The 21816-nt window shown below is 43.9% G+C and carries 21 protein-coding genes and 2 riboswitches; of the genes, 9 read left to right on the forward strand and 12 right to left on the reverse strand.

Translation table 11 applies throughout. The features are described 5' to 3' along the window. Positions 1-32 precede the first annotated feature (32 nt). Positions 33-1124 (forward strand): hypothetical protein, encoded by a 1092-nt coding sequence (locus H70737_RS00525; protein WP_042183938.1) that lies wholly within the window; start codon positions 33-35, stop codon positions 1122-1124. A gap of 108 nt (positions 1125-1232) precedes the next feature. Here H70737_RS00525 and H70737_RS00530 read toward each other — a convergent pair whose 3' ends face one another. Together H70737_RS00530 and tadA are read right to left on the reverse strand one after the other, a co-directional pair. Then, positions 1233-1802 (reverse strand): GNAT family N-acetyltransferase, encoded by a 570-nt coding sequence (locus tag H70737_RS00530; RefSeq protein WP_042183940.1) that lies wholly within the window; start codon positions 1800-1802, stop codon positions 1233-1235. A gap of 1 nt (position 1803) precedes the next feature. Further along, entirely contained in the window at positions 1804-2289 is a 486-nt protein-coding gene (gene tadA, locus H70737_RS00535; protein ID WP_042193078.1) for a tRNA adenosine(34) deaminase TadA, read from the reverse strand. 442 nt (positions 2290-2731) lie between these two features. On the opposite strand from tadA, the gene H70737_RS00540 reads away from it, so the two are divergent. Both H70737_RS00540 and rluF read left to right on the forward strand, forming a co-directional pair. Further along, on the forward strand, positions 2732-5059 hold the full coding sequence (locus tag H70737_RS00540) for a sensor histidine kinase (RefSeq protein WP_042183942.1): 2328 nt from the start codon (positions 2732-2734) through the stop codon (positions 5057-5059). Then, entirely contained in the window at positions 5049-5750 is a 702-nt protein-coding gene (gene rluF, locus H70737_RS00545; RefSeq protein ID WP_042183944.1) for a 23S rRNA pseudouridine(2604) synthase RluF, read from the forward strand. The genes H70737_RS00540 and rluF overlap by 11 nt, the downstream gene beginning before the upstream one ends. Before the next feature lie 99 nt (positions 5751-5849). Here the strand turns inward: rluF and motB are convergent, their stop codons facing one another. Continuing rightward, positions 5850-6668 (reverse strand): flagellar motor protein MotB, encoded by an 819-nt coding sequence (motB, locus tag H70737_RS00550; RefSeq protein WP_042183946.1) that lies wholly within the window; start codon positions 6666-6668, stop codon positions 5850-5852. Next, entirely contained in the window at positions 6652-7455 is an 804-nt protein-coding gene (motA, locus tag H70737_RS00555; RefSeq protein WP_042183948.1) for a flagellar motor stator protein MotA, read from the reverse strand. The genes motB and motA overlap by 17 nt, the downstream gene beginning before the upstream one ends. A 206-nt stretch (positions 7456-7661) precedes the next feature. On the opposite strand from motA, the gene H70737_RS00560 reads away from it, so the two are divergent. Together H70737_RS00560 and H70737_RS00565 are read left to right on the forward strand one after the other, a co-directional pair. Continuing rightward, entirely contained in the window at positions 7662-7955 is a 294-nt protein-coding gene (locus tag H70737_RS00560; protein WP_042131745.1) for a hypothetical protein, read from the forward strand. A gap of 228 nt (positions 7956-8183) precedes the next feature. Next, positions 8184-8471, forward strand: coding sequence for a 4a-hydroxytetrahydrobiopterin dehydratase (locus H70737_RS00565; protein WP_042123209.1), 288 nt, complete (start codon positions 8184-8186; stop codon positions 8469-8471). A gap of 91 nt (positions 8472-8562) precedes the next feature. On the opposite strand, the gene H70737_RS00570 is transcribed toward H70737_RS00565, so the two are convergent. The 6 genes from H70737_RS00570 to H70737_RS00595 form a co-directional block, all read right to left on the reverse strand. Beyond that, positions 8563-8919 (reverse strand): c-type cytochrome, encoded by a 357-nt coding sequence (locus H70737_RS00570; protein ID WP_042183950.1) that lies wholly within the window; start codon positions 8917-8919, stop codon positions 8563-8565. Between the two features lie 127 nt (positions 8920-9046). After that, the gene (locus tag H70737_RS00575; protein WP_042183952.1) at positions 9047-9532 is read right to left on the reverse strand and encodes a GNAT family N-acetyltransferase; all 486 of its coding nucleotides are present in this window, start codon (positions 9530-9532) and stop codon (positions 9047-9049) included. A gap of 256 nt (positions 9533-9788) precedes the next feature. Next, positions 9789-10280: a C40 family peptidase gene (locus H70737_RS00580; RefSeq protein ID WP_042183954.1), complete on the reverse strand. Its 492-nt coding sequence runs from the start codon at positions 10278-10280 to the stop codon at positions 9789-9791. Between the two features lie 5 nt (positions 10281-10285). Further along, positions 10286-10427, reverse strand: a riboswitch (cyclic di-AMP (ydaO/yuaA leader). Between the two features lie 359 nt (positions 10428-10786). Then, positions 10787-11215 carry a C40 family peptidase gene (locus tag H70737_RS00585; protein ID WP_042193080.1) on the reverse strand — a complete coding sequence of 143 codons (429 nt, stop codon included), beginning with the start codon at positions 11213-11215 and terminating at the stop codon, positions 10787-10789. Positions 11216-11268: 53 nt separating this feature from the next. Then, positions 11269-11407: riboswitch (cyclic di-AMP (ydaO/yuaA leader) on the reverse strand. A gap of 214 nt (positions 11408-11621) precedes the next feature. After that, positions 11622-12452 carry a hypothetical protein gene (locus tag H70737_RS30920; RefSeq protein ID WP_042193082.1) on the reverse strand — a complete coding sequence of 277 codons (831 nt, stop codon included), beginning with the start codon at positions 12450-12452 and terminating at the stop codon, positions 11622-11624. A gap of 11 nt (positions 12453-12463) precedes the next feature. Further along, positions 12464-14470: a M1 family metallopeptidase gene (locus tag H70737_RS00595; RefSeq protein WP_042183956.1), complete on the reverse strand. Its 2007-nt coding sequence runs from the start codon at positions 14468-14470 to the stop codon at positions 12464-12466. A 103-nt stretch (positions 14471-14573) separates the two neighbouring features. On the opposite strand from H70737_RS00595, the gene H70737_RS00600 reads away from it, so the two are divergent. Continuing rightward, positions 14574-15080: a YwhD family protein gene (locus H70737_RS00600; RefSeq protein ID WP_042183958.1), complete on the forward strand. Its 507-nt coding sequence runs from the start codon at positions 14574-14576 to the stop codon at positions 15078-15080. Positions 15081-15181: 101 nt separating this feature from the next. On the opposite strand, the gene H70737_RS00605 is transcribed toward H70737_RS00600, so the two are convergent. Then, positions 15182-15655 (reverse strand): AbrB/MazE/SpoVT family DNA-binding domain-containing protein, encoded by a 474-nt coding sequence (locus H70737_RS00605; protein WP_042183960.1) that lies wholly within the window; start codon positions 15653-15655, stop codon positions 15182-15184. A 202-nt stretch (positions 15656-15857) separates the two neighbouring features. Further along, the gene (locus H70737_RS00610) at positions 15858-17918 is read right to left on the reverse strand and encodes a transglycosylase domain-containing protein (RefSeq protein ID WP_042183962.1); all 2061 of its coding nucleotides are present in this window, start codon (positions 17916-17918) and stop codon (positions 15858-15860) included. A 224-nt stretch (positions 17919-18142) separates the two neighbouring features. Here H70737_RS00610 and H70737_RS00615 point away from each other — a divergent pair, with 224 nt between their 5' ends. The 3 genes from H70737_RS00615 to argS all read left to right on the forward strand — a co-directional run bounded on the left by H70737_RS00615 (position 18143) and on the right by argS (position 21783). Continuing rightward, a complete protein-coding gene (locus H70737_RS00615) occupies positions 18143-19327 on the forward strand; it encodes a beta propeller repeat protein (RefSeq protein WP_042183964.1) in 1185 nt (394 codons plus the stop codon). Positions 19328-19657: 330 nt separating this feature from the next. Further along, entirely contained in the window at positions 19658-20101 is a 444-nt protein-coding gene (locus H70737_RS00620) for a YwiB family protein (RefSeq protein ID WP_156113197.1), read from the forward strand. Further along, entirely contained in the window at positions 20098-21783 is a 1686-nt protein-coding gene (gene argS / locus H70737_RS00625; protein WP_042183968.1) for an arginine--tRNA ligase, read from the forward strand. The genes H70737_RS00620 and argS overlap by 4 nt, the downstream gene beginning before the upstream one ends. Positions 21784-21816: the final 33 nt, after the last annotated feature.

Genomic DNA, 21816 nt, shown 5'->3' on the forward strand with positions numbered 1-21816 from the left:
AAATTTTTTTTACATGGGAGAGGAGAAAAATAATGAACAAAAAATGGGGTTTATCGGCCGCGGCACTGTTGCTTACAGCAGCAGTAATTCTGCCGGGATGTGGAAGTAAACAGGAGGCACCAAAAGAGGCTTTGAAATCAGCCGCTACAAAAGCGACTACGATGTCTTCATATGAGATGAAGAGTAAATTCTCGATCAATGACCTAACCATTGAGACGGCTGATGCTGAATCTGCTGCAATGACCACACAGGTACTCAGCATGCTTAAGAACGCTGATATAACTATTGACGGTGTTTATCAGGCTGATCCAATGCAGACAGAGCTAACTATGGTTCTGAATCTCAAGGGCGATATGAGCATGAGCTTCAATGTGCCTATGGTGATGACCACTGAGAAGTTGTATGTTAAGATTCCATCGATTCCATTCTTCCCGATTCCGGAGACAATCGTAAATAAGTTTGTAGAGGTGGATCTGAAGGCGTTGGCAGAGCAAGAGGGTGCTGAGTTTAATCCAAGTGCTCTTGATACACAGAAAATGCAAAAGTTCTCTAATGAAGTGATGGACACTGTATTAGCGGAATATGATGAAGGAAAATATTTTAATGAGCTTAGTCCAAAGGAGGCAAATTTACCGGAGGGTGTTGAAGCTAAACAGGTCGTTCAGTTCCAAGTGACAAACGATAATGTTAAAGAAGCAATCACCATCTTTGTGAATAATGCCCTGCCTAAAATCATTGATATTGTGAGCAAGGAAGAATACAAGGATATGCTGCAAATTAATGATGCTGATCTGGCTAAGGCTAAAGAAGAGATCACATCAAGTGAAACTAGAACTGAATTCGATAAGAGTTTGGCGGATCTTGATAAGTATCTTACGATTAATCAGTTCCACTACAATACAGCAATCAATAAAGACGGGTTCCCTGTGTTTCAGGATTTACTGATGGACATTAAAGTAAATGATCCTGAAGATGGCACGAACGTAGCCTTTTCTGTAAATGGAACGGGTCAATATGACAAGATTAACGAGAAGCCAGAGTTTAAGATTGGCATTCCTCAAGGTGATGATGTAATTACAATGGATCAACTAGAGGAGCAATTCGGTAGCGTGGGGACTTATTAATAAGAAGTTACGAGAGAAAGACCCGCATGTTGCGTATGATATACGCCCATGCGGGTCTTTTTTTATTAGAAGAATAAGATTTTTAATCCTGAACGAGTCAGTAGAAAGTTATTTGTGTTCATCCGGCAGCATATCTTCGGCTAATATTGCATAGGTTTGATGATCCTGCCACTGGCCGTTTATTTTGAGATACCGGCGGGCGATACCTTCAGGTTTAAATCCGCTCTTCTCCAGCACCCTCCGAGAAGCCTCGTTATGCAATAAGATGGCTGCTTGAACCCTATGAAGACCTAAGGCTCGAAAAGCGTAGCCGAGAACTAATCCGACCGCAGCGGTCATGTAACCTTTTGCCTGCATCCGATGATCCATTAAATAGCCTAAATCAGCATACTGAGCTACACCTCTTGAGACATTAGATAGCGTGATTTGACCTATTAGTTGTCCATCAAGCAGATAGACACCGAACATATAGGCTTTGTCCTCCAGAGCATCCTCCAGACGCTGATTGATGATCCGTTGTTGGCTCTCCAAAGTGTAGAATTGCTCATCGCGTTTTGGTTCAAATGGTTCATGTGTTAATCGATTATTCAAACGCAGCTCCAGTAAGTTCTCTGTATCCTTTAGCTCTAGAGGAGAAATATAGATACCATGTGAGGTATGATATAAAGTAAGGGTCATTTCAGATCTCTCCTTTTTCTTCTTTCGATGGTTTTTGACGTAAACGACGAAAGAATGAGGTCAGTAGGTCTGCACATTCTTCTTGTAAAATCCCCTGAATCACTTCGGTGCGATGGTTAAAACGCGGTTCTTCAAGCAAATTCATGAGGGTCCCAGCACATCCAGCCTTAGGATCAGGAGTGCCATATACAGTGAGGGGTACTCTTGATTGTACAATCGCTCCCGCACACATAGGACAAGGCTCTAAAGTAACATACAGCTGGCAATCCAGCAGTCGCCATGAGTTCATGACATTGCTGGCCTCACGAATGGCAACCATTTCTGCATGAGCTGTAGAATCCATTGTAGTTTCTCTTAAATTGTATCCACGTCCGATAATTTCACCATGCCGTACGATGACCGCCCCAATGGGAACCTCCCCTAATGCTTCAGCCTTGCGGGCTTCTGCTATCGCCTGCCTCATCCAGTGTTCATGAACCGTTCGCATATCATCTAGCGATTCACCTGCTTTAATATTCAAGATCATCTTCCCTTCCTTTATATCCATTGTACAACGAACAAATATTCGTTCTTAACAAAATGTGCATAACTCTGTGGATAACCGCCTACTTATACACATTTTTGTACACATCGTTTTATAATAAAATGTTTATATGTGCATAAGCTGTGGATGGTTTCTTAAAATATAAGAAAGTATAAGTTTCAAGCTATACTTTATCCTTATATTTCGCGCTTAAACGCTTCCCGTCCGTATAAGGACGCCGAAGGCATTTATACTTGTATATTGTAGAGAAAGACCTTTTGAATTTCAATATTTCTTGAATTGGAACGCTTCATTGAAATGTCTTTTCAAATGTGAGGGCAAAAGGTATGATGTTTATTGTAGGCCCCGCAAGGATTTACCAGTGGATAAGAGGTGAACAAACAGTTTGTCCATAAAGACAAAACTATCTGCTATTATTTTTGGGGCGGTGTTGCTAATTTTAGCACTGAACCTGACATTTAACCTTTATGCCGCCCAAAATAATCTACGGAATGAAAGCATTAATAATATGCAACTAACCGCTATGCAAATGGCCGTTTCTGTAGAACAAAGTAACTATAGCTCTAACTATGTAGAATATCAAATTGCGCATAATTTAAGGATGGCGGCTATCTTTGCCTCCGAAGAGCTGGACCCCGACTATAGGAATGTGACGAATGAAGAACTTAAGGCCCTAACTTCCAAGGTGGGCGTGTCTAATATTTCAATTCTGGTAAAGACTGATAACGATATTGTAATAGCGAGGTCTTCGGTGCCTAGTGATATTGGGGTGTCCACAAAGGACTGGGGGTACTGGTATCTGGCCTTTTTGGAGTTGTTCGATAATCAGGAGGTATCCGTGGGTCAGGGGCAGGCCATGGACCATTTTTGGTCAGGCCCTTTTGATTATTCAACCTACAATCTCGATTTCATTGAAAAGTGGGGATATTACCATGATGAAGAGAGCAACTACATCATAAATCCTGTTATTCTCAATACTGCAGCCAGCGACTATGTCAAGATTACCAATCCCGATCAAATCGCAGCGCAGACTAAAGAAGCTAATCCAGGGATCTTAGAACTCACAGGATTTAACCCGGTAACATTTGGTTCAGCAAGTATGAAGGCTGACGGAACTGACACATTGAATAAGAATCTTGGTAACCGTCCCATTAAGTACGGCACCTATACTTATGGTAATGTGGAGCAGGATAGAACAGCGATGCTATTGGCTCAGGAGAAGCAGAAGCCGGTTACACTGGAGACGAAAGTGCTTGGAAAAAGAGTGCTCAAAAGCTTCATTCCTATCCAATCTCCTGGACTGAAAGCTTATGTGATTGGAGTCGTTTTGGATTACTCCGTGATTTCATCTGTGGTTCATGAACAATTAATTAATAATCTGACAACTTCACTGTTATTACTTACATTATTCTTGTTATGTAGTTACATACTGTCTGGATTTGTTACTCGTCCTATTCAGGCGATACTTGCCAAAGTCAACGATGTAGCCAAAGGGAAATTCGAGCCTCCACTTAAGGTAACTAGCCGGGATGAGTTAGGGCAACTGGCACTACGAATCAACGCTATGACGGCTCATCTCATGCAGCGCACTAATCGACTCAAACAGACACTGGAAGAGAACCGAGCAGTTAAGGAGCATTTGGAATCGGTTATTAATGGAACCTCTGATGCGATACATACGATCGATATGGACGGCCGAATTACTAGTACGAACAGAGCCTTCGAAGAGCTGTATGGATGGAGTGCCAAAGAGGTGCTAGGGAATAAGCCTTACCTTGTGCCTGCGACAGCGCTTAAGCAGGAGGAAGAGCGGCTTGATGCGTTAAAGAGTGGTGCGGTTCTACCACCAATTGAAACCGTAAGACTTAAACGTGATGGAACAATTGTTGAAGTGAGTGTTAGTACCTCAGTGATTCGTGATGAAGACGGGTATCCGCATTCCTTTATTCACGTCTCACGTGATATGACGGAACGTAACCGAATGGAGGAACTGCTTAGACGCTCTGAGAAGCTGACTACAGTTGGCCAATTAGCCGCGGGAGTAGCTCATGAGATTCGTAATCCTCTTACGACGCTAAAAGGATTTCTGCAGCTTCAACAAGAAAAGCAGATTTTGGTTCCCCTCCATATTGAACTGATGTTGTCCGAGCTCGAGCGGATTAATCTGATCGTAAGTGAATTTTTGATTTTGGCTAAGCCTCAAGCTGTTCATTTCCAGGAAAAAGATGTGCGGGATATCCTTGGTGATGTGGTTTCTCTATTAGACAGTCAAGCTCATTTGTTTGGGATTCAGTTTAGTGCGACATTCTCTGAATATCCATCCACCGTACATTGTGAAGTGAACCAGCTAAAGCAGGTGTTTATTAACATCGTCAAAAATGCTATTGAAGCTATGCCTGATGGTGGTGTAATTTCAATGGAGTTAAGAAATACCTTGGATTCTGTCTTCATTCTTATTTCAGATCAAGGCGAAGGAATTCCTAAGGATATGCTGCCTAAGCTGGGTGAGCCCTTCTTCACCAATAAGGAGTCGGGAACAGGCTTAGGGCTAATGATTAGCCAACGTATTATTCAGGCTCATAAGGGTCATTTGGAAATACAAAGTGAAGTGGGTCAAGGGACAACTGTTATGATCAAGCTGCCTGCAGCTGGTACGGATAGCCCTTGGCTTAATATTAAGGATGAACGGAGTGAAGGACAACGTGAGAATTAATAAATTCATCAGTGAGACAGGGTACTGTTCACGCCGTGAAGCAGATAAGCTGGTGGAAGGTGGTAGAGTTACGATCAACGGACAACCTGCTGTGCTTGGCAGTCAGGCCGTTCCAGGCGATGATGTGAGAATAGATGGTGTTGCGCTTGAATCATCAAGCCAGACGGTTTACATTGCGTTAAACAAGCCAGTGGGTATCACTTCAACTACAGAGCAGCATATTAAGGGGAATATTGTTGATTTTGTAGGTCATCATGAGCGAATCTTCCCGATTGGGCGACTCGATAAGGATTCAGAAGGATTGATTTTGCTTACCAACGATGGGGACATCGTTAACAAGATTTTACGGTCCGAAGGTCGGCATGAAAAAGAGTATGTTGTTACTGTAGACAGACCGATTACGCCATCATTTATTACCGGCATGTCCAGCGGCGTAAAGATATTAGGTGAGAAGACGCTACCTTGTGAGGTCACTCGTATTACAGAGCGTGTATTCCGTATTATTTTGACGGAGGGTAAGAATCGTCAGATCCGCCGTATGTGCAGCGCTTTTGGCTACGAGGTTAGAAAGCTTCAACGCATTCGGATTATGAATATTCGTCTAGGGGCATTACAAACAGGAGAATGGCGTGAGCTGTCTGCTGAAGAGAAGCAAGAACTTGGAGCTACACTGAACTACGAACTTCTATAACCTAGAAGAGTCTTTATTTGAATACAATGTATCAAAAAAGAGCTGTTCCATCGGTCTAAGACCTTTGGACAGCTCTTTATGCTTGTAATAGGATAACCATTATTCATCGGAAGGAGCAATACCTGAGAACTCTTTGGTTTCTTGATATTTACGAATAATGGATACTTCAACCCGGCGGTTCTTACTTCGTCCAACAGCTGTAGTATTTTCAGAAATGGGGTGGTATTCCCCGTATCCAATCGCACTAAATTTCCGTGGATTCAGGTTCGTATTTGTTAGCAAAATCTTCATGAACTGAAGGGCGCGATCGGCGCTCAGGTCCCAGTTGGAAGAATAGTCGCTATTAGAGATAGGGATGTTATCGGTATGTCCTTGCACGACTACATCATAATCCGGGAATTGCTGCAGCATGGTTGAGATGGACTTTGCTAATTGCCGAGAATCATCTTTAACTACTGCCTGTCCGGATGCGAACAACGCGTTATCACTTATCGTAATCATAAGTTGGGATTGATTGAGCTTAGTACTGAGTAGATCGGTAAGGCCGTTCTTACTGATATATTGATCAAACTGCTTCTTAAGCTTCTCTAAATCCTCTTGCTCCTTTTGCCGCAGCTTAGCCATTTCTGTTTGTTCATTTTTCTTGGTTACTGATTTATCCATTTGATCATTTTTTCCTAAATCCTCTTGACTCTTAGATGGCATTGCCGCCCGTTCTTCAAGAACACCTGTACCGCCATTAAGAGCGGAACTGAAGGCTTGACTCATCTCTTCGAATTTTTTGGCATCCGTTGCACTCATAGAATACATTACGATGAACAAGGCTACCAGAAGGGTCATAAGATCAGAATAAGGCAGTAGCCACGATTCATCGGCGTGTTCTTCATGCTCTTCGTGTCGTCTAGTCTTTTTGCTCACCCGATCCACTCTCCTTCTCATCATTTAACTTAGCTCGTTCCGAAGGTGTCAGGAAGACAGCAAGCTTCTGATTGATGGCAATAGTGGATACACCGGATTGTATGGACAAAAGACCTTCGACCATCATCATTCGAACTTCAATTTCACGTTTGGAAAGTCGTTTCAGCTTATTGGCAATAGGATGCCATAATACGTAACCTGTAAAGATACCGAGTAGTGTTGCGATGAAGGCAGCCCCGATTGCTGCAGCCAATTTGTTCATATCACTCATATCAGCCAGAGCGGCGATAAGTCCGATAACGGCCCCGAGTACGCCAAGTGTAGGAGCATACATACCTGCTTGTGAGAAAATGAGTGCGCCTGCTTTATGTCTATCCTCTGTGGCGTGGATGTCCTCCATGAGAACATCGCGGACAAAATCCTGATCATTTCCATCAATAATCATCCGCATGCCATTTCTGAGGAAGTTATCTTCTATTTCATCGACTTTCGACTCAAGAGCCAGCAGACCTTCACGCCGTGTAATAGAAGCCCACTCCATGAACATAGTAATTAATTCGGGTTTACTGATTAATTTCTTTTTGACAAAAATCATTTTAAACAGACTTGGAATCTTCTTGACCTCCGAGAACGGAAAGGCCATAAAGATGGAAGCTGCCGTACCCACTAAGATAATAACGTAAGCAGCAGGTGTGGCTAAAGCGTGAAGAGGAGCGTGCTTGAGGATCATACCCCAAATAACTGCAACTAGACCAAAAATTAAACCAAGTATTGTTGAAATTTCCATTATGCACCTCGTCCATGAGATTATAAGATGTGTTCCGACAAAGCCGCGTATATCATCCTTGAAACAGCGGCAAGGCACTCTGTTCGAAACCGAATAACGTATATTCTTATTTATCGACATCATTCCGTTTTTTGTGAAGTCATTTTTTCGGCTATAATGGATAAGGTAAGTAATTATTCATCTGTGGAGAAAACGGAGTGATACATGTGGGCGTAAAGCATGGTAGAGATTACGGTGAAATCCTAACGGATTTGACTGAGGCTGTCGGAAGAATTTCCGATGGGTACTTATTTTTTGAAATGGATCCAGAAGAGTGGCAAGAATTGCCGCAGGAATCCAAGATGGAGGTATGGGAGGCACTGGCTGAGGATCTTTTCTTCGCGCTGGGTAATGAACCTATGATTGAGGTGGGGAGCGGCGTTATCATCTACGATAAGGACACGCACCGCATTAATATTTTAGTCGGAGAAGAGGATTTAGCCTCTGTTGTTTTGATTTAAGAAGAGGGGGCGGCGGGGCGTAATTTGCCCGTAGTTAGTAGCCCGTGTTAAAATTGGTGTAGCCGAGTTATAATCGCTGGGATTCTTGAATACATTTAATCGAAAATATTGCCTTTATCCTGGCACATCCCTTGGACCTCAGAAGCTAAGGGATGTTTTGTTTAACGAATATGACGAGTAAAGGGACCTGCGGATTTTACTGCAATTTTTAGTAAGGGAGGAAACGAATTGTTATTTACGGAAGAAGAACTGCGTGAGCAGATCAGCAAGCTGGAAGGTTGGAAGCTGGAAGAGAATACCATGGTGCGAAAATATATGTTCAGCCAATATATGAAGGGTATTGCTTTCGTTGATGAAGTAGCCACCATTTCAGAAGCCTTTGATCACCATCCACATATTACGATTGATTATAAGACAGTGACTTTACGACTGAAATCAAATGAGGAAGACGGTATTACAGCTCTAGATATTCGAGAGGCACATGAATTTAATGAAGCCTTTGAGAAAAATCGTTAGTGTCACCCAAACTCATAAATAAACGCCCGTGCGCAGATAGTGAACTATCTTCTGGCACGGGCGTTTTTAGTTGCTTAGGTAGTAGTTACTGTTACTTTTTCTCTGAGAGCCAGAGGGCGACGTTTGCAATCTCCTCAGGGGCTAGCTTTTCTTTAAAGGAAGGCATTTGACCGCGTCCTTTAGTGACTATACTGTAGATTTCTTCAGCATCATGCTGACCGCCTTCATTTTGAAGACTGGGTCCAACTCCACCTTGAAGCTGATCGCCGTGACAGGTGATACAGCTGGCTTTCACGGTTGCTTCGGCCTTTGCCGCATCCAATTGGACTTCCGGCATCGTCGGCTTATTCTGTTCAGCTACCTCTTCTTTACCTGGAAGTGTAAACATAAGTACTACCGCAAAGGCACAGGCGGCAAAAAACAAACCGCTCATGATCCATTTCTGCATCCCAGTTCGTCCCTTCTATGTAAGCTGCTCCCTACATTATAGCTCAAGGTGAAGCGTTATCATAGGGTTTGTGACAAAAAAATGAACGATAATGCCATCAAATCATTGAAAAATATGGAATTTAATATTATTTATCATAGACCATGCAATAAAAAGGTTTGTTTCCTGTGGGGGTTAGGCGTTCATACGTATCGGTAATCGTAAATCCACACTTTTGGTAAGTTCGGATCGCCCGCTGGTTCCAGGTCAATACCTCTAGATCAATCTCACGCTCAGGATAACGAAACAAGGCTGCTTGCACAATTGCATCCATGAATATTTTTCCTAGACCTTGACCGCATAGATCAGGGCGCATACCAATCCCCAAGCGAACAACACCTTCCATTGGAAACAACTGCGCGAATCCACACAAAATCCCTTGCCCATTTAGTATGGAGATATATTGCTCATTCCGTAGCTGAGGGTCACCGAACTCGATTCCAAGAGCCTGCATTTGCTCCCACGGCATCCAGCCGTAAATATTATAAGGGGCAGTGTAATCCCAGTTGCAAATCTCTTCCGCGTGACTGGTCTCCATAGGCGCTACATGAAAAGTAACAGAAGGATTTATCATAAGGTCAAAGGACCTCCTTTCACGGGCGAGCTTTAAATGTCTTATATTTCTAGCTTAAAATACTTATGGTCCTTATAAGGACATCGAAGGCGTTTATGCTTGTAACTAATTATATACAAAAAAAGGCATGGTCGACTCAGAAATTTATGAGGATTATTGTTTTACAAATTCTGAGAGGGGTAAATACTAAATAAGACAAAAAACAAGCTCCTCCCCAAGAATCAACATCTTGGAAAAGAGCCTATGTACGATTTACTTATTGAACATCATCATTATCTTCTGTCTCAGAAGCAACAGAATGATAAGCATCTGTGCTCATAATTCGTTTAGCACCGATGTAGCGTTTCACGTAGTAGCTATCACTCAGGGAGCTAATCGTTACACCGCGTGAGGAAGATGCGTGTGCAAACTTGCCTTCACCGACATAAATACCGACATGGGAGACACCCTTACCACTTGTATTGAAGAATACAAGATCTCCAGATCTTAAATCATCTTGGGAGATAGCAGTACCCATTTGATACTGGGAACCTGATTGGTGTGGTAGGTTTATACCAATTTTATCAAATACATACATTGTAAATCCGGAGCAATCAAATCCATTTGTGGAGATGCCGCCGGATACGTACTTAGTTCCGATGGTCTTGTCGATCACTTTATCCATTTTGGAATCCGCGAAAGCGCTTCCTGCTCCGATGGTGAAAATAATGGAAAAGCTAAGTACTGCTGCTGCTAGCTTCTTCTTCAAAAGTTTATACCCCTTCCGGATGCCTACGAGGTTAGCTTAAGGGTTCGGTTGAAGGTCCCCTATGACCCCTCTAAAAATGGAGGTCAATTCACCCAAAGTTGGTTCCCCCGTTTTCCTAATAGTTAGGAAACTCGGCTGATACTGTTGATTAGGAATAGCTTGTAATCAATACATGACAAAACCTTTGTAAATAACAACTTAATGATTACAAAAATGTTACTAAAATCTTACTGCAGTTATTGTAACAAACAGAGTGCCGCTTGGCAATCGTTTTTAACATAATCATGCAGAAAAATTCGTTTTTTTAAAGACAAAATGCATATGTAAGCGATAATATTAAACTAATTTTTATATTTATTGAAATTTTTATCAAATAAAAGTGTTTAAAGTCCGTTCAAGAGGTGTAAAGAATATAATAAGGCAAAAGAAAACCTGGATTCGATTAAGTCAATAATCAAACCCAGGTCTATATAATGTAATTGTGAGGTTATAGTTGTGGGGAAGTATTAATCGTAGGCTATAGCTTGATATGAGGAAGTACTCATTACTCTTTTAGCACCAACGTAGCGATTGGCCCAGTAGGATTGGCTAAGTGAAGTGATGGTCACGCCATATGAAGATGATGATTGTGCGAATTTTCCGTTTCCAACATAAATGCCGACATGGGATACGCCGTTGCCCAATGTGTTAAAGAAAACTAGGTCACCTGAACGTAATTTACTTTTAGCTACAGGAGTTCCGACATTATATTGAGCTTTTGAAGTACGGGGCAAAGAAAGACCCACCTTCTTGAATACATACGTAGTAAATCCAGAACAGTCAAACCCGGCAGTGCTAGTGCCTCCGGTTTTATAGGCAACTCCAATTGTCTTTGAAATAACACTGTCCATCTTAGAATCTGCAAAGGCACTTCCTCCACCAATAGAGAACGCCATCACAAGTCCTAGCGCCGCAGCGACGCATGCTTTTCTTAAATTCTTCAAAAAAATTGTACCCCTTCCAATGCCTGTGAGGTTAGCTTAAGGATTCGGTAGAAGGTTCCCCTATGATCACTGCAAAGCGAGATCAATTCACCCAAAATATGGTTCCCCCACTTCCCGGTGCAAGGAATTCGGCGTTTTATGCACCAGATAGTGACTTATCGACATGACTACGACAAATACATGAAGTTATGTAGAAATCGTTTCAAATGATTACAAACTTGTTACCAATGGAACAGGACTTATTGTAACAAAGTCTTTACGATTTTGCAAATCCTCATAATTTGTCTATAACGCGAAAGAGTCCCAGCTCCTGATTCAGGAACCGGGACTCTTATATTATGTTCTGTAATGCTTCAAATTATTGTGGAAATGCTTTACTGTGCCATAGATGATATTGAGCTGAAATTCCCCACATTTTGAAGAGTGTTGAGGGCAGTGATGAAAGTTGACGAATAAGAAGTGCTGGTAGGCCAGGACAGAAGATGCCCGTTATTCCGCACACTAGCAAAAGGATCAGGCCTGCTGCACCAAGTATGATTGAAATTCCTATTGCCGGAATCAGCGACTTCAAGCAAATGAATAAGGAGGAGAACATCCCCGTGCCGCTGGTATACCCAAACTGCATATATAGAAGGAACAGGCGCACGATAAAGATGTATATAAGCCATGCCAATACGTATGGAACTAGATGAAGTAACAAAGAGTAGTTCAGAAAGGAGGACAAGAATAGCCCGTACATTTTTGGAGCAAGCCAGTATAACGGAAGTAGAGCCAGCGCCCATTCGATTAGACTGAAGATAAACACTGGAAATCCATAAAGCTTCATACCTGGAAAAAAGAACAGGCCACGCTCTCCTTTTCGCTCCTGATGGAGTTCATGCAGTAATCCTGCCCTTATGAAGGGGGAGAGTAGCAGTCGTAAGACAACAAGCCCTAGGAACATCCATAACCAAGTACGTATCGCAGGATCTGTGTTCAAGTTGAACTGCCCTTCGACATAATAGAGTAGTCTGCCCATTCCGCTGCCTCCAGCGTCTTTATCTGGATAACGCAGTAGAATTGGAACGATAGCAGACCGGATGAAGCCGTACATAAAGTAGCCCCAGAGCAGTCGGTAGATGAAGAGCAGAATCAGAATATAAAATTGCTCCTTCATGCTTTGCCAGCCGCGGGTTATCGATGTTCTCACAATCATTCACCTCACCAGACAAGAGTTCCGAGCACGGTTTCAACTAGTTTAGTTACACTTAATGTCCAGCGGGAGAGCGTTTTGGGCTCTATTTCCGCCAGTCTGAAGTTATTAAGATGCTTGTTTTCTAACAGAATGGTATGCTCAGGATCAACCTCAGCAGAGAGAAGAAACTTATCGCTTAACAATTGGAAGGTAGTCTCTGCTCCTTCACCGCTCCAGACCCGCTCTGTAGCAGAGCCATCGGCGAATGTGAATTTAATGGGAACGTCAACGTAATGGCTCCCTTTGTTTGTAATCTTTACTATGGATTCATAGCTCTGAGCATCGCTGTTGCCATTCTTTTTAATCGTAATCGTATCTACTGAGAAATCAGGAGCACCACCACCATAAATATAATCTTCGAAATAAGGCTGCCATGATTTTTTGGTTACCTTCTCAACGACTTTTTGAAAATCAGACGTAGTGGGGTGCTGGAAACGGAATTTACGTGTGTAAGTGGACATGATGCTGTTCATTGCCTTAGTGCCTACTTGGCGCTCAATATCCTTAAGTACTAGCTTTCCGCGAATATACACATTCCGGCTATAGGATTCTGCCCCGGCATATTTCCATGTTTCTAAATTTAGCGGCTCTGATTTGGTCACCAAGCTGGACTGAAGAGGGAGATTCGTTTTGATGCCATATTCTTGCTCCATGAGTCTGTCTTCAGCATAAGAAGTGAAGCTTTCATCTAGCCAAGCCTCTTCGAATTCATTGCTGGCTACCATGCCGTAAAAGTATTGATGGCCAATTTCATGAACGACGGTTCTTTCAAGTGAGGTGTCAGGAGAAGAGTCTGTGGCTCCAAATGCTGTAATGAGTGTTGGATACTCCATTCCTCCAGCCCCATTCCCCTCCTTAGGCGGAACGATAATAGACAGAGTCGAGTAGGGATAAGGACCATACCATTTGCTGAAGTAGGTCAGAGCTGCCTTAGCGGCCTGAAGGTATCGTTCCTTTAAGTCTTTGTGTAATGGATCGAGATACACCTTAATCCGTACACCAGGCACTTCTGGCGTAGAGAAGGCTTCTTCGGCTACTGTAAAATCAGGGGATGCCGCCCACGCAAAGTCATGGACATCGTCAGCGTAGAACTGATATATTTTTTGATCTTGCTTTAGCTTGGCATTCTTCACAGGAAATCCGGTCGCAGCTACCGTGTAGTCGGAAGGAACCGCAATCGTTACATTAAAGATGCCAAAATCGCTGTAAAACTCAGAGGTGCCGTGATACTGATGCAAATCCCAGCCTTCCTCCTTAACCCCTCGTGTGCCCATAGGCTCGTATACACTAAGTTTAGGGAACCATTGCCCAGCCATCACGAAATTGCCTGATGCGCCCATACGGGCAAATATTTTGGGGAGCTGGACCTCGTACTGGAGTTTAAGCGTGACACTTTCTCCACCATTAACCGGCTGTGGGAGATGTACCTTTAGGAGTGTCTTATCGTTGACGTTACCATCATCGGGTTGTACAAATTGCACTCTTTGCATTAGTGATGTTCCTTCTGTTGTGCGCAAATCGGTTAAAGTCATACTTCCGAAGCCGTTCTCTGGCATGGTGTCACCTCTGAGCGTTCCCCCGGACTCCTTCATAAAGGTAGTATCTGGTGAAGCAAAAGCATTTGGATACATATGAAAATATAGATCACTTACCGGTTTTACACCGGGGTGTGTCCAGGTTACCGTCTCAGAAGCGATTAAGGTTTCTGTATCAGGAACAAGCTGAACATCGATGTGATACTCGACAACTCGTTGACTTAATGCCTCTTCTGCTGGAACGGGGGCGCTTTCAGGCAGTGTCTGTTGTGGTGCAGCTGCAGGAGCTGTGCCGCTTGAGGACTTGGCCTCTTTTGAAACAAAGCTAGTAACAGAAGATGTGGAGTTATCCCCCGAATAGACCCATATGCCTCCTAAAAGCACGAGGGTGGCCAGGGTCGCAAAGATGATGATGTACCTTAATGACAGTGACTTCATAGTGTGATTCCTCCCGTGACAAGCATCTACGGGATGTATATGTTTGCAATCGCCGCATTATTAGCTAAAATTAAATTATTCGTAAGAGGAAGGGTGTGCACTCGTGGACAACATACAACCGGAGGGTAAGAAACAGATTGCCTTAAATATTGTGAATGCCAAAAGTAAACATAAAGGCTTTGGAGCGGGCTCTATAGAGCTCAATAACGTATCGCCTGTCATTATTGATGGCGGTGAAGCAGTCATTGATATTGGTGCCATGCATGCCAAGAGTAAGGTTGAAAAGGGGATTAAATTCTCCATGAACCGTGAAGATGTACCTAATGGTAGACAGGTTTGGGTAGTATGGGTAGCAGTGGACCGTACACAGGATAGTCAATTCTATGGTGGAATAACGGCCTGCGAAATGTGGATCGATACGGAAGCGCGTCGCGGTTGGAAAATTCTCGCCGAGCATGTCAATAAGTTGGATGCTGCTCTAAAACGTAAAATCGATGTGGGAGGGCTTGGCGCAGTTGAAAAAGCTGCCCTCAAATCCCTCTTGATCTCTCATAATGAGGCATGGTGGACTGCGTCCTCCGATGAGCTTAAGGCTGCACTGACCGAGTAGGAACGAATTACCCGGTCAAGGTTACCTGATACAGAAAAAAGGCTTCGACATCCTGAAATAGGAGAGTCGAAGCCTTTTTGAATTGAACACAATGAATTAGTTTACGATTTGCCTGCCGTACTAAGTTTGCGTTTGAGTTGACTTACTCTGGCTTGACTGATCCCAAGAATTTCAGCAAGCTCTTTCTGATTGGCATATGGATGTTCTTCTATGGCCTGCTCCAGGCGTTGGCACATATCCTCTGTCTTCGTCTTCCGGATCGTGCTGCTGTGTTCTGACACTTCGCCTGCAAAATCTTGGCGCGCCTCAGGCACTTGAGACATGCGTTCAGGGTCGGCAATTTCTTTTAGACAGCTACTGCAAATAAATTGCTCTTTATAGTAGGTGACATGGTCGTGGCTTCTGCAAAACGTACATTCTGTCGAGGTGTACTTCCTGAGTATGATGGTGTTATCGTTTAATATAAAAAATTCGATAGGATCACCAATGTCGATATTACGAGTCATACGGATTTCTGCGGGAACCACAATTCTCCCAAGACTGTCTAAACTCCGGATCATGCCTGTATCCTTCATCCCATGTCCCTCATTTACATCTTTATATTTTGGTTGCTACTAACTATTATAGCAGTAATTGTGAGTTAAGAGAATGGGGTGAATATAATTAATGAAGCGGTTACATCCTTTGTGGGAGAAGTGAAAATCGAGTTTGACCATCTTATGGATTCTACAATAAATAAGTAATAAAAAAGAAAAACCTCTTCAATTAATGAAGAGGTTAATTCAACCACCAGCGTTTAATATTGTTCCACAGGGAACGACTTTCTTCAGCAGGATCTACTTTGCTTTGTACATCATCGACAGCGGGAACTTTGCCATGTTGATCACAGTATTCGGTGGGCTCAGTTCCACTAATGAAAGTCTCCAGTTCTTTTTCGGGACAGGCTGCTGTAGCTAGCTTACCGGATTGCGGATTGATGTATACACTGACTACGCCATCTGGAATGGGAAAAATCTTAGGCGGGATATTTTCCAACGCTTTTTCAGTAAACTCCGCGAAAATTGGAGCTGCCCGTCGGCCATCGGTAGTTGTGATGTCGCGCCCCTTGTCATATCCAACCCAAACTGCAGTGGACAGCTCGGGGGTGAAGCCTACCATCCAGCCGTCTGTATCCGTAGTTCCAGTCTTGCCGGCTACCGGACGTTTGATTATAGAAGCTACACGGTTTCCTGTCCCCCCAGTCTCAAATACTCCCTCCATTAAACGGGTCAACACATAGGCGGCAGAAGGCTCTACAATGGCTTCACCCTTTGGCTGTGGTGCTTCATACAGCACCATACCATTGGAATCCGTTATTTTTAGAATGGCTGTGGTTGGCATTTTCTGACCACTGTTTCCAATAACAGCGAATGCCGCAGCCATTTCTAGCGGACTGATCGGTGAGGTACCGAGTGCCAGTGACGGCACGCTTTGAAGCGGACTATCAATGCCCATCTTGCCTGCCATCTCGCTCACCTTATCTGCGCCGATCTTCATGATCGTATTCACAGCATAGATATTGTCGGATGCTGCAATGGCTTGTCGCATATTGATTTCGCCCAGATACTTATCCCCGAAGTTCCGAGGCTGGTAGGTTTTGCGATTGTTATCATAATGGAACATCGTTGGCTGGCTTTTGAAAACGGAAAGACCAGTCATCTCTTTAGAAGAGAGTGCTGCTAAATACATGATCGGCTTAAAGGACGAGCCGGGCTGACGTGTGGTGGCTAGAGCATGATTGTATTGGTTGGTACGATAATTTTTTCCGCCGACCATAGCTTTAATGTAGCCAGTGCGAGGATCGATGGAAACAAGGGCGGTCTCCAGATCACTCTTTTGATCCATCTCTTTGTCGACTGCTTGTTCTGCGGCATGCTGCATGTCAGGGTCCAGGGTGGTGTAAACATTTAGTCCCCCTTGTTCCAACTCATCACTGCTGATGTTAAGAGATTCTGTGGCCAGATTGCGAATATAATCTCTGAAATAGGGTGCAACCACAGTGGTATCCTTCTGGCCTTGTGGTTTTAAGTTCAAGTCCTCCTGAACAGCTTGTCCCGCTTCTTCTTGTGTGATTTCTCCTAAATTAGCCATGACAGTCAAAATGATTTTTTGTCGTTTTTTAGCGTTGTCTAAATGATTGTACGGCGAATAATAGGTTGGTCCTTTTGGAATCCCAGCTAGCATGGTACTCTCTGCCAAGTCTAAGTCTGCTGCAGATTTACCAAAATACATTTGAGAGGCTGCTTCAATGCCATAGGCACCATGGCCATAGTAAATGTTATTTAAATACATGTTCAAGATTTCATCTTTGCTGTATTTCATCTCGAGCTGCATCGTATACAAGGCTTCTTTAGCTTTACGCGTCCACGTCTTCTCGTGGGATAGATAAAGATTTCTCGCGAGCTGCTGAGTTAGCGTGCTAGCCCCCTGCGTTCGGTTTCCCTCTTCCAGATTGACGAGCACTGCCCGAGCCATCCCCTTCATGTCAAATCCGGAATGCTCGTAAAACTTACGGTCCTCGACGGCTAGTGTGGCTTCAATGAGCAGGGGAGAAATTTGACTTAATTTGACCGGTTCACGGCTACGCCCGTCTGAGGTAAAGGTGGCAAGAATATTGCCCCTGGAGTCGAGTAGCTTGGAGCGCACATCGTCGCCAATGGGAGGGAGATCTTTTTGGTATAGGTAACCGAGCAGAGCTCCCGTGGTCAGTAGAAACAATATAATCATGGCTACCAGCAGCCGAAATAAACGGCGGAAGCGGCTTTTTCGTTTGGGTGGACTCGTTGATTCACGTGACATGACACCAGACTCCCTTCTCCTTGTATTATGGGAAAGGAACTGGAAGGATATTCATTGTATAACTAGGTGATCTGTTAAAGGGACTATCACCGGAGGAGATTTAAATAGGAGATGACAAACTGTTTCCATTTTGTGACTATTCAATGGTGGATCATGCGTGCTTCAGGAGGTATAAAAGAGTAGAGATTGAAAGCGAGGGTATATATACAATAGGAGGTGTCATTATGAACTGGACGAAAAAGATTCACAGATCGACAATAACCGCCCTTTCGGCGACGCTAATAATGGTTTCAGGCTGGGGTGCATCAGCTTCTTCTGTACATGCTGCGGCATCGGCTACACCAGCGGCGTGCGGCACTGGAGATCATGGGCTACTACAGTCTCTGCAAAACAAGCATTCAGGAGACGTATCCACACCGCTTACCTTTTCTGATGTTCAGTTTCTGAATGGAGATATCGGACGGGCAGCAGGCAATGGATTTATGATTGGCACTTCTGATGGAGGCTGCAATTTTCAAGAAATTTATGAAGGCCAATGGAGCTTTAAACAGATTGATTTTCCCGATAACGTGCATGGTTTTGCCCTTGCTTCTGTAGAAGACGGTCAAGCTCGATATTTAATCAGTACCTATAATGGCGGCTCAGAATGGAAAAGACTTTCGAATAAAGCTGTTAGCTTTGAAAGAATCGATTTTTTCGACAGTAAGATTGGTTTCGGGTATAACAGGGCATCAACGTATTACACCAAGGACGGGGGACTTAGCTGGAGTAAGATTTCAACCCCATCCAATACACGTGGTGCTTATTTCAGTGATCGTAATACCGGCTGGGCTGTTGTAACTGTGCCTGGAACCGGCTACCGAATAATGAAGACTACAGATGGTGGGAAAACTTGGAGTTTATCGTTGAAGGCAGCCTTTTCTGATCCTGAGTATGGCCAAATCACCGCGAAGGGAGATCAAGTTGATGTGGTTCTCTTTGGCGGCTCAGGGATGAGTCAAACCTCATACTCCCTATATACAAGTACGAATAAGGGGAAAAGCTGGAATAGAGTGATCGCCCAGGAAACTGCTGGGGGTGGACCTTCCCCGGGTAGTGGAAAAGCTGTAGTAAATAAAGGGCCTGCGTCTGGCAGACCGGGAAATTTGGAGCTGATAGGGAACAATACGACCTTCTTGGTGGGTTATTCCGACGCAGCAGAAAAAGTAGCGGTAGGACGCACATATAACGGTGGCAAGCAGTGGACCAATCTTCCGGCGATTGCTGGGTATGAAGGAGTAATCTCGTTCACTAGTAATAAAGAAGGCTGGCTAGCCGTTCGCGAACGCGATTATTCATCGTTATATGTAACTAAAGATGGCGGCGCTTCTTGGCAACTTAGATTTTCGTTGAAAATTTTGTCCTTGTAACAGGCGGGTTAGTAAAGGTAGCGAGCATAGCTTTTAGTTTTCTAAACGGTTCCTAAGGGAACCGTTTTTTTTTTTGTGATTATGAAGTTGGTTGCACTTGTGTACAGTTTTACTACATGTTCCAAGTGTGCTTTTATCCATCAATATGGTAAAATTTTATGAGCTAAGCTAGATCTAATGGATTCTGAGATTGAAATGCTTCTTTGAACTGGATATAGTGTACAATGGGAAAGCGAATAGGCCTTTGAATGAATATAAAAATGTTTAAGTTTTACGACAGGCGTTTTTCTTATGCAGATTGCAGAGGCTTGCAGAATGGAGGAACGTGTGATGCCCGAACTACAGTCTAACAAATATGACGTCTCTATTACGCTCGTGAGCCTTCAAGATGGTCAGCGGAATGTTATGAAAGCGAATGGAGAGGTAGTATCCAAAGGACCGCATCTATATATTCAATATGAAGAGTTAGAGCAAGGCCCTCGAGGAGAGGAAATTTCTGTTCGTACAACAATAAAGATTGCAGGCAATCAGCTAAAGTTAATCCGCCACGGTGGGATACAGTCGGAACAGAGCTTTCAATCCGGACGGCGTCTGCCGGGATTCTATCGTTCACCATATACACAGTTTAATCTTTCTACAGAAACGAACAAGCTGGACGTGGTGTGCGAAGGGCGCTCCCTAACGGTTGCATGGGAATATGATTTGTACGTATACGAGGAATTGTCAGGAAAGTTTGCTATTAGTTTGCATATACAGGAGGAACCGAAATTATGACACAGAGAAAGAATCCGTTGGAGCTAGTGAATGAACGGGTAAAAGAAGCCGTTGCCGATGCAATTGTAAATGCAGGAATTGTTGCACCGGAAGAGGTTCCGGATATCGTACTGGAAGTACCCAGAGATAAGGCACACGGTGATTTGGCTACGAACGCTGCTATGCAGCTGACCAAAATCGCAAAACGTAACCCGCGCCAGATTGCTGAGGCAATTATAGAACATTTGGATACAAGCAGCGCTTCTATTGAAAAAGCTGAGATTGCCGGACCAGGCTTTATTAACTTTACGTTGTCCAAGAATTATTTGTACCCAATTATCAGCCTTGTTGCTGAGCAGGGTGATGATTATGGCCGTATTAACATCGGTCAAGGTCAGAAGGTTGAAATGGAGTTCGTCAGCGCTAATCCAACGGGTAGCCTTCATTTAGGACATGCTCGTGGTGCTGCTGTCGGCGATGCGCTTTGCAACGTACTCGATTATGCAGGCTATCAGGTGACACGGGAATATTATATTAATGATGCTGGTAACCAGGTGGTCAACCTGTGCAAATCCATTGAAACTCGTTACCTGCAGGAGCTGGGCCAAGAAGCAGAAATGCCTGAAGACGGTTACCATGGCGAGGATATTAAGGGATTTGCTAAAGAGCTTGTGGCTGAAAAGGGTGATATACTACTCGAAATGAGCCCGAGTGACCGCGCAGCTTTTTTCCGGACTTATGGACTTAATAAAGAGCTCGATAAAATCAAACGTGATCTGGGACTATTCCGCGTAAACTTCGATATCTGGTTCAGTGAGACTTCCCTGTACGAGAACGGAGAAGTGTTACGCTCGCTAGATGAGCTTCGTGATCGTGGAGAAGTTTATGAGCAGGATGGGGCAACCTGGCTGCAAACGACTAAGTATGGCGATGATAAAGACCGCGTTCTGATTAAGAACGATGGCACATACACCTACCTTACACCGGACATTGCTTATCACAGCGATAAGTATGGCCGTGGTTACGATAAAATGATTAACATTTGGGGTGCGGATCATCATGGCTATATTCCGCGGATGAAAGCGGCGATGTCAGCACTTGGCAATGATCCTGAGAAGTTAGTGGTTCTGATTGCTCAGATGGTCAGCCTGTTCCAGAATGGTGAAAAGGTTAAAATGTCGAAACGTACCGGCAAAGCGGTTACGATGGAAGATTTGATGGAAGAAGTAGGAATCGATGCGATTCGTTATTTCTTCACCATGCGTAGCATGGATTCCCATCTCGATTTCGATATGGACTTGGCGATCTCTACTTCTAATGAGAACCCTGTATTCTACGTTCAATATGCGCATGCGCGTATCTGCAGCATCTTCCGTCAGGCAGAGGAGCAAGGGATCTCCATTCCTGATTACGCTGAGATTGACTTCTCCAAGCTGACAGCAGTGCATGAATATGACCTGCTGCGCAAAATTGGTGAGCTCCCAGCAGAAATTGCTGTTGCGGCTGAAGGTTATGCTCCACATCGCCTCATCCGTTATGTATATGAGCTGGCTGCGATGTTCCACAGTTATTACAAAGCTGAACGTGTAATCACTGAGGATGCCGCTCAAACCGTGGCACGACTTGCACTGCTTGGTGCTGCGCGTACCACCATTGCTAATGTCCTGCGTCTTGTTGGTGTTTCCGCACCAGACCGTATGTAATTGGGGCATCAAACGACAAAAAATCCGCCTTCC

The sequence above is a fragment of the Paenibacillus sp. FSL H7-0737 genome (assembly GCF_000758545.1).
In the GTDB taxonomy this organism is placed as follows: Bacteria; Bacillota; Bacilli; order Paenibacillales; family Paenibacillaceae; genus Paenibacillus_AQ.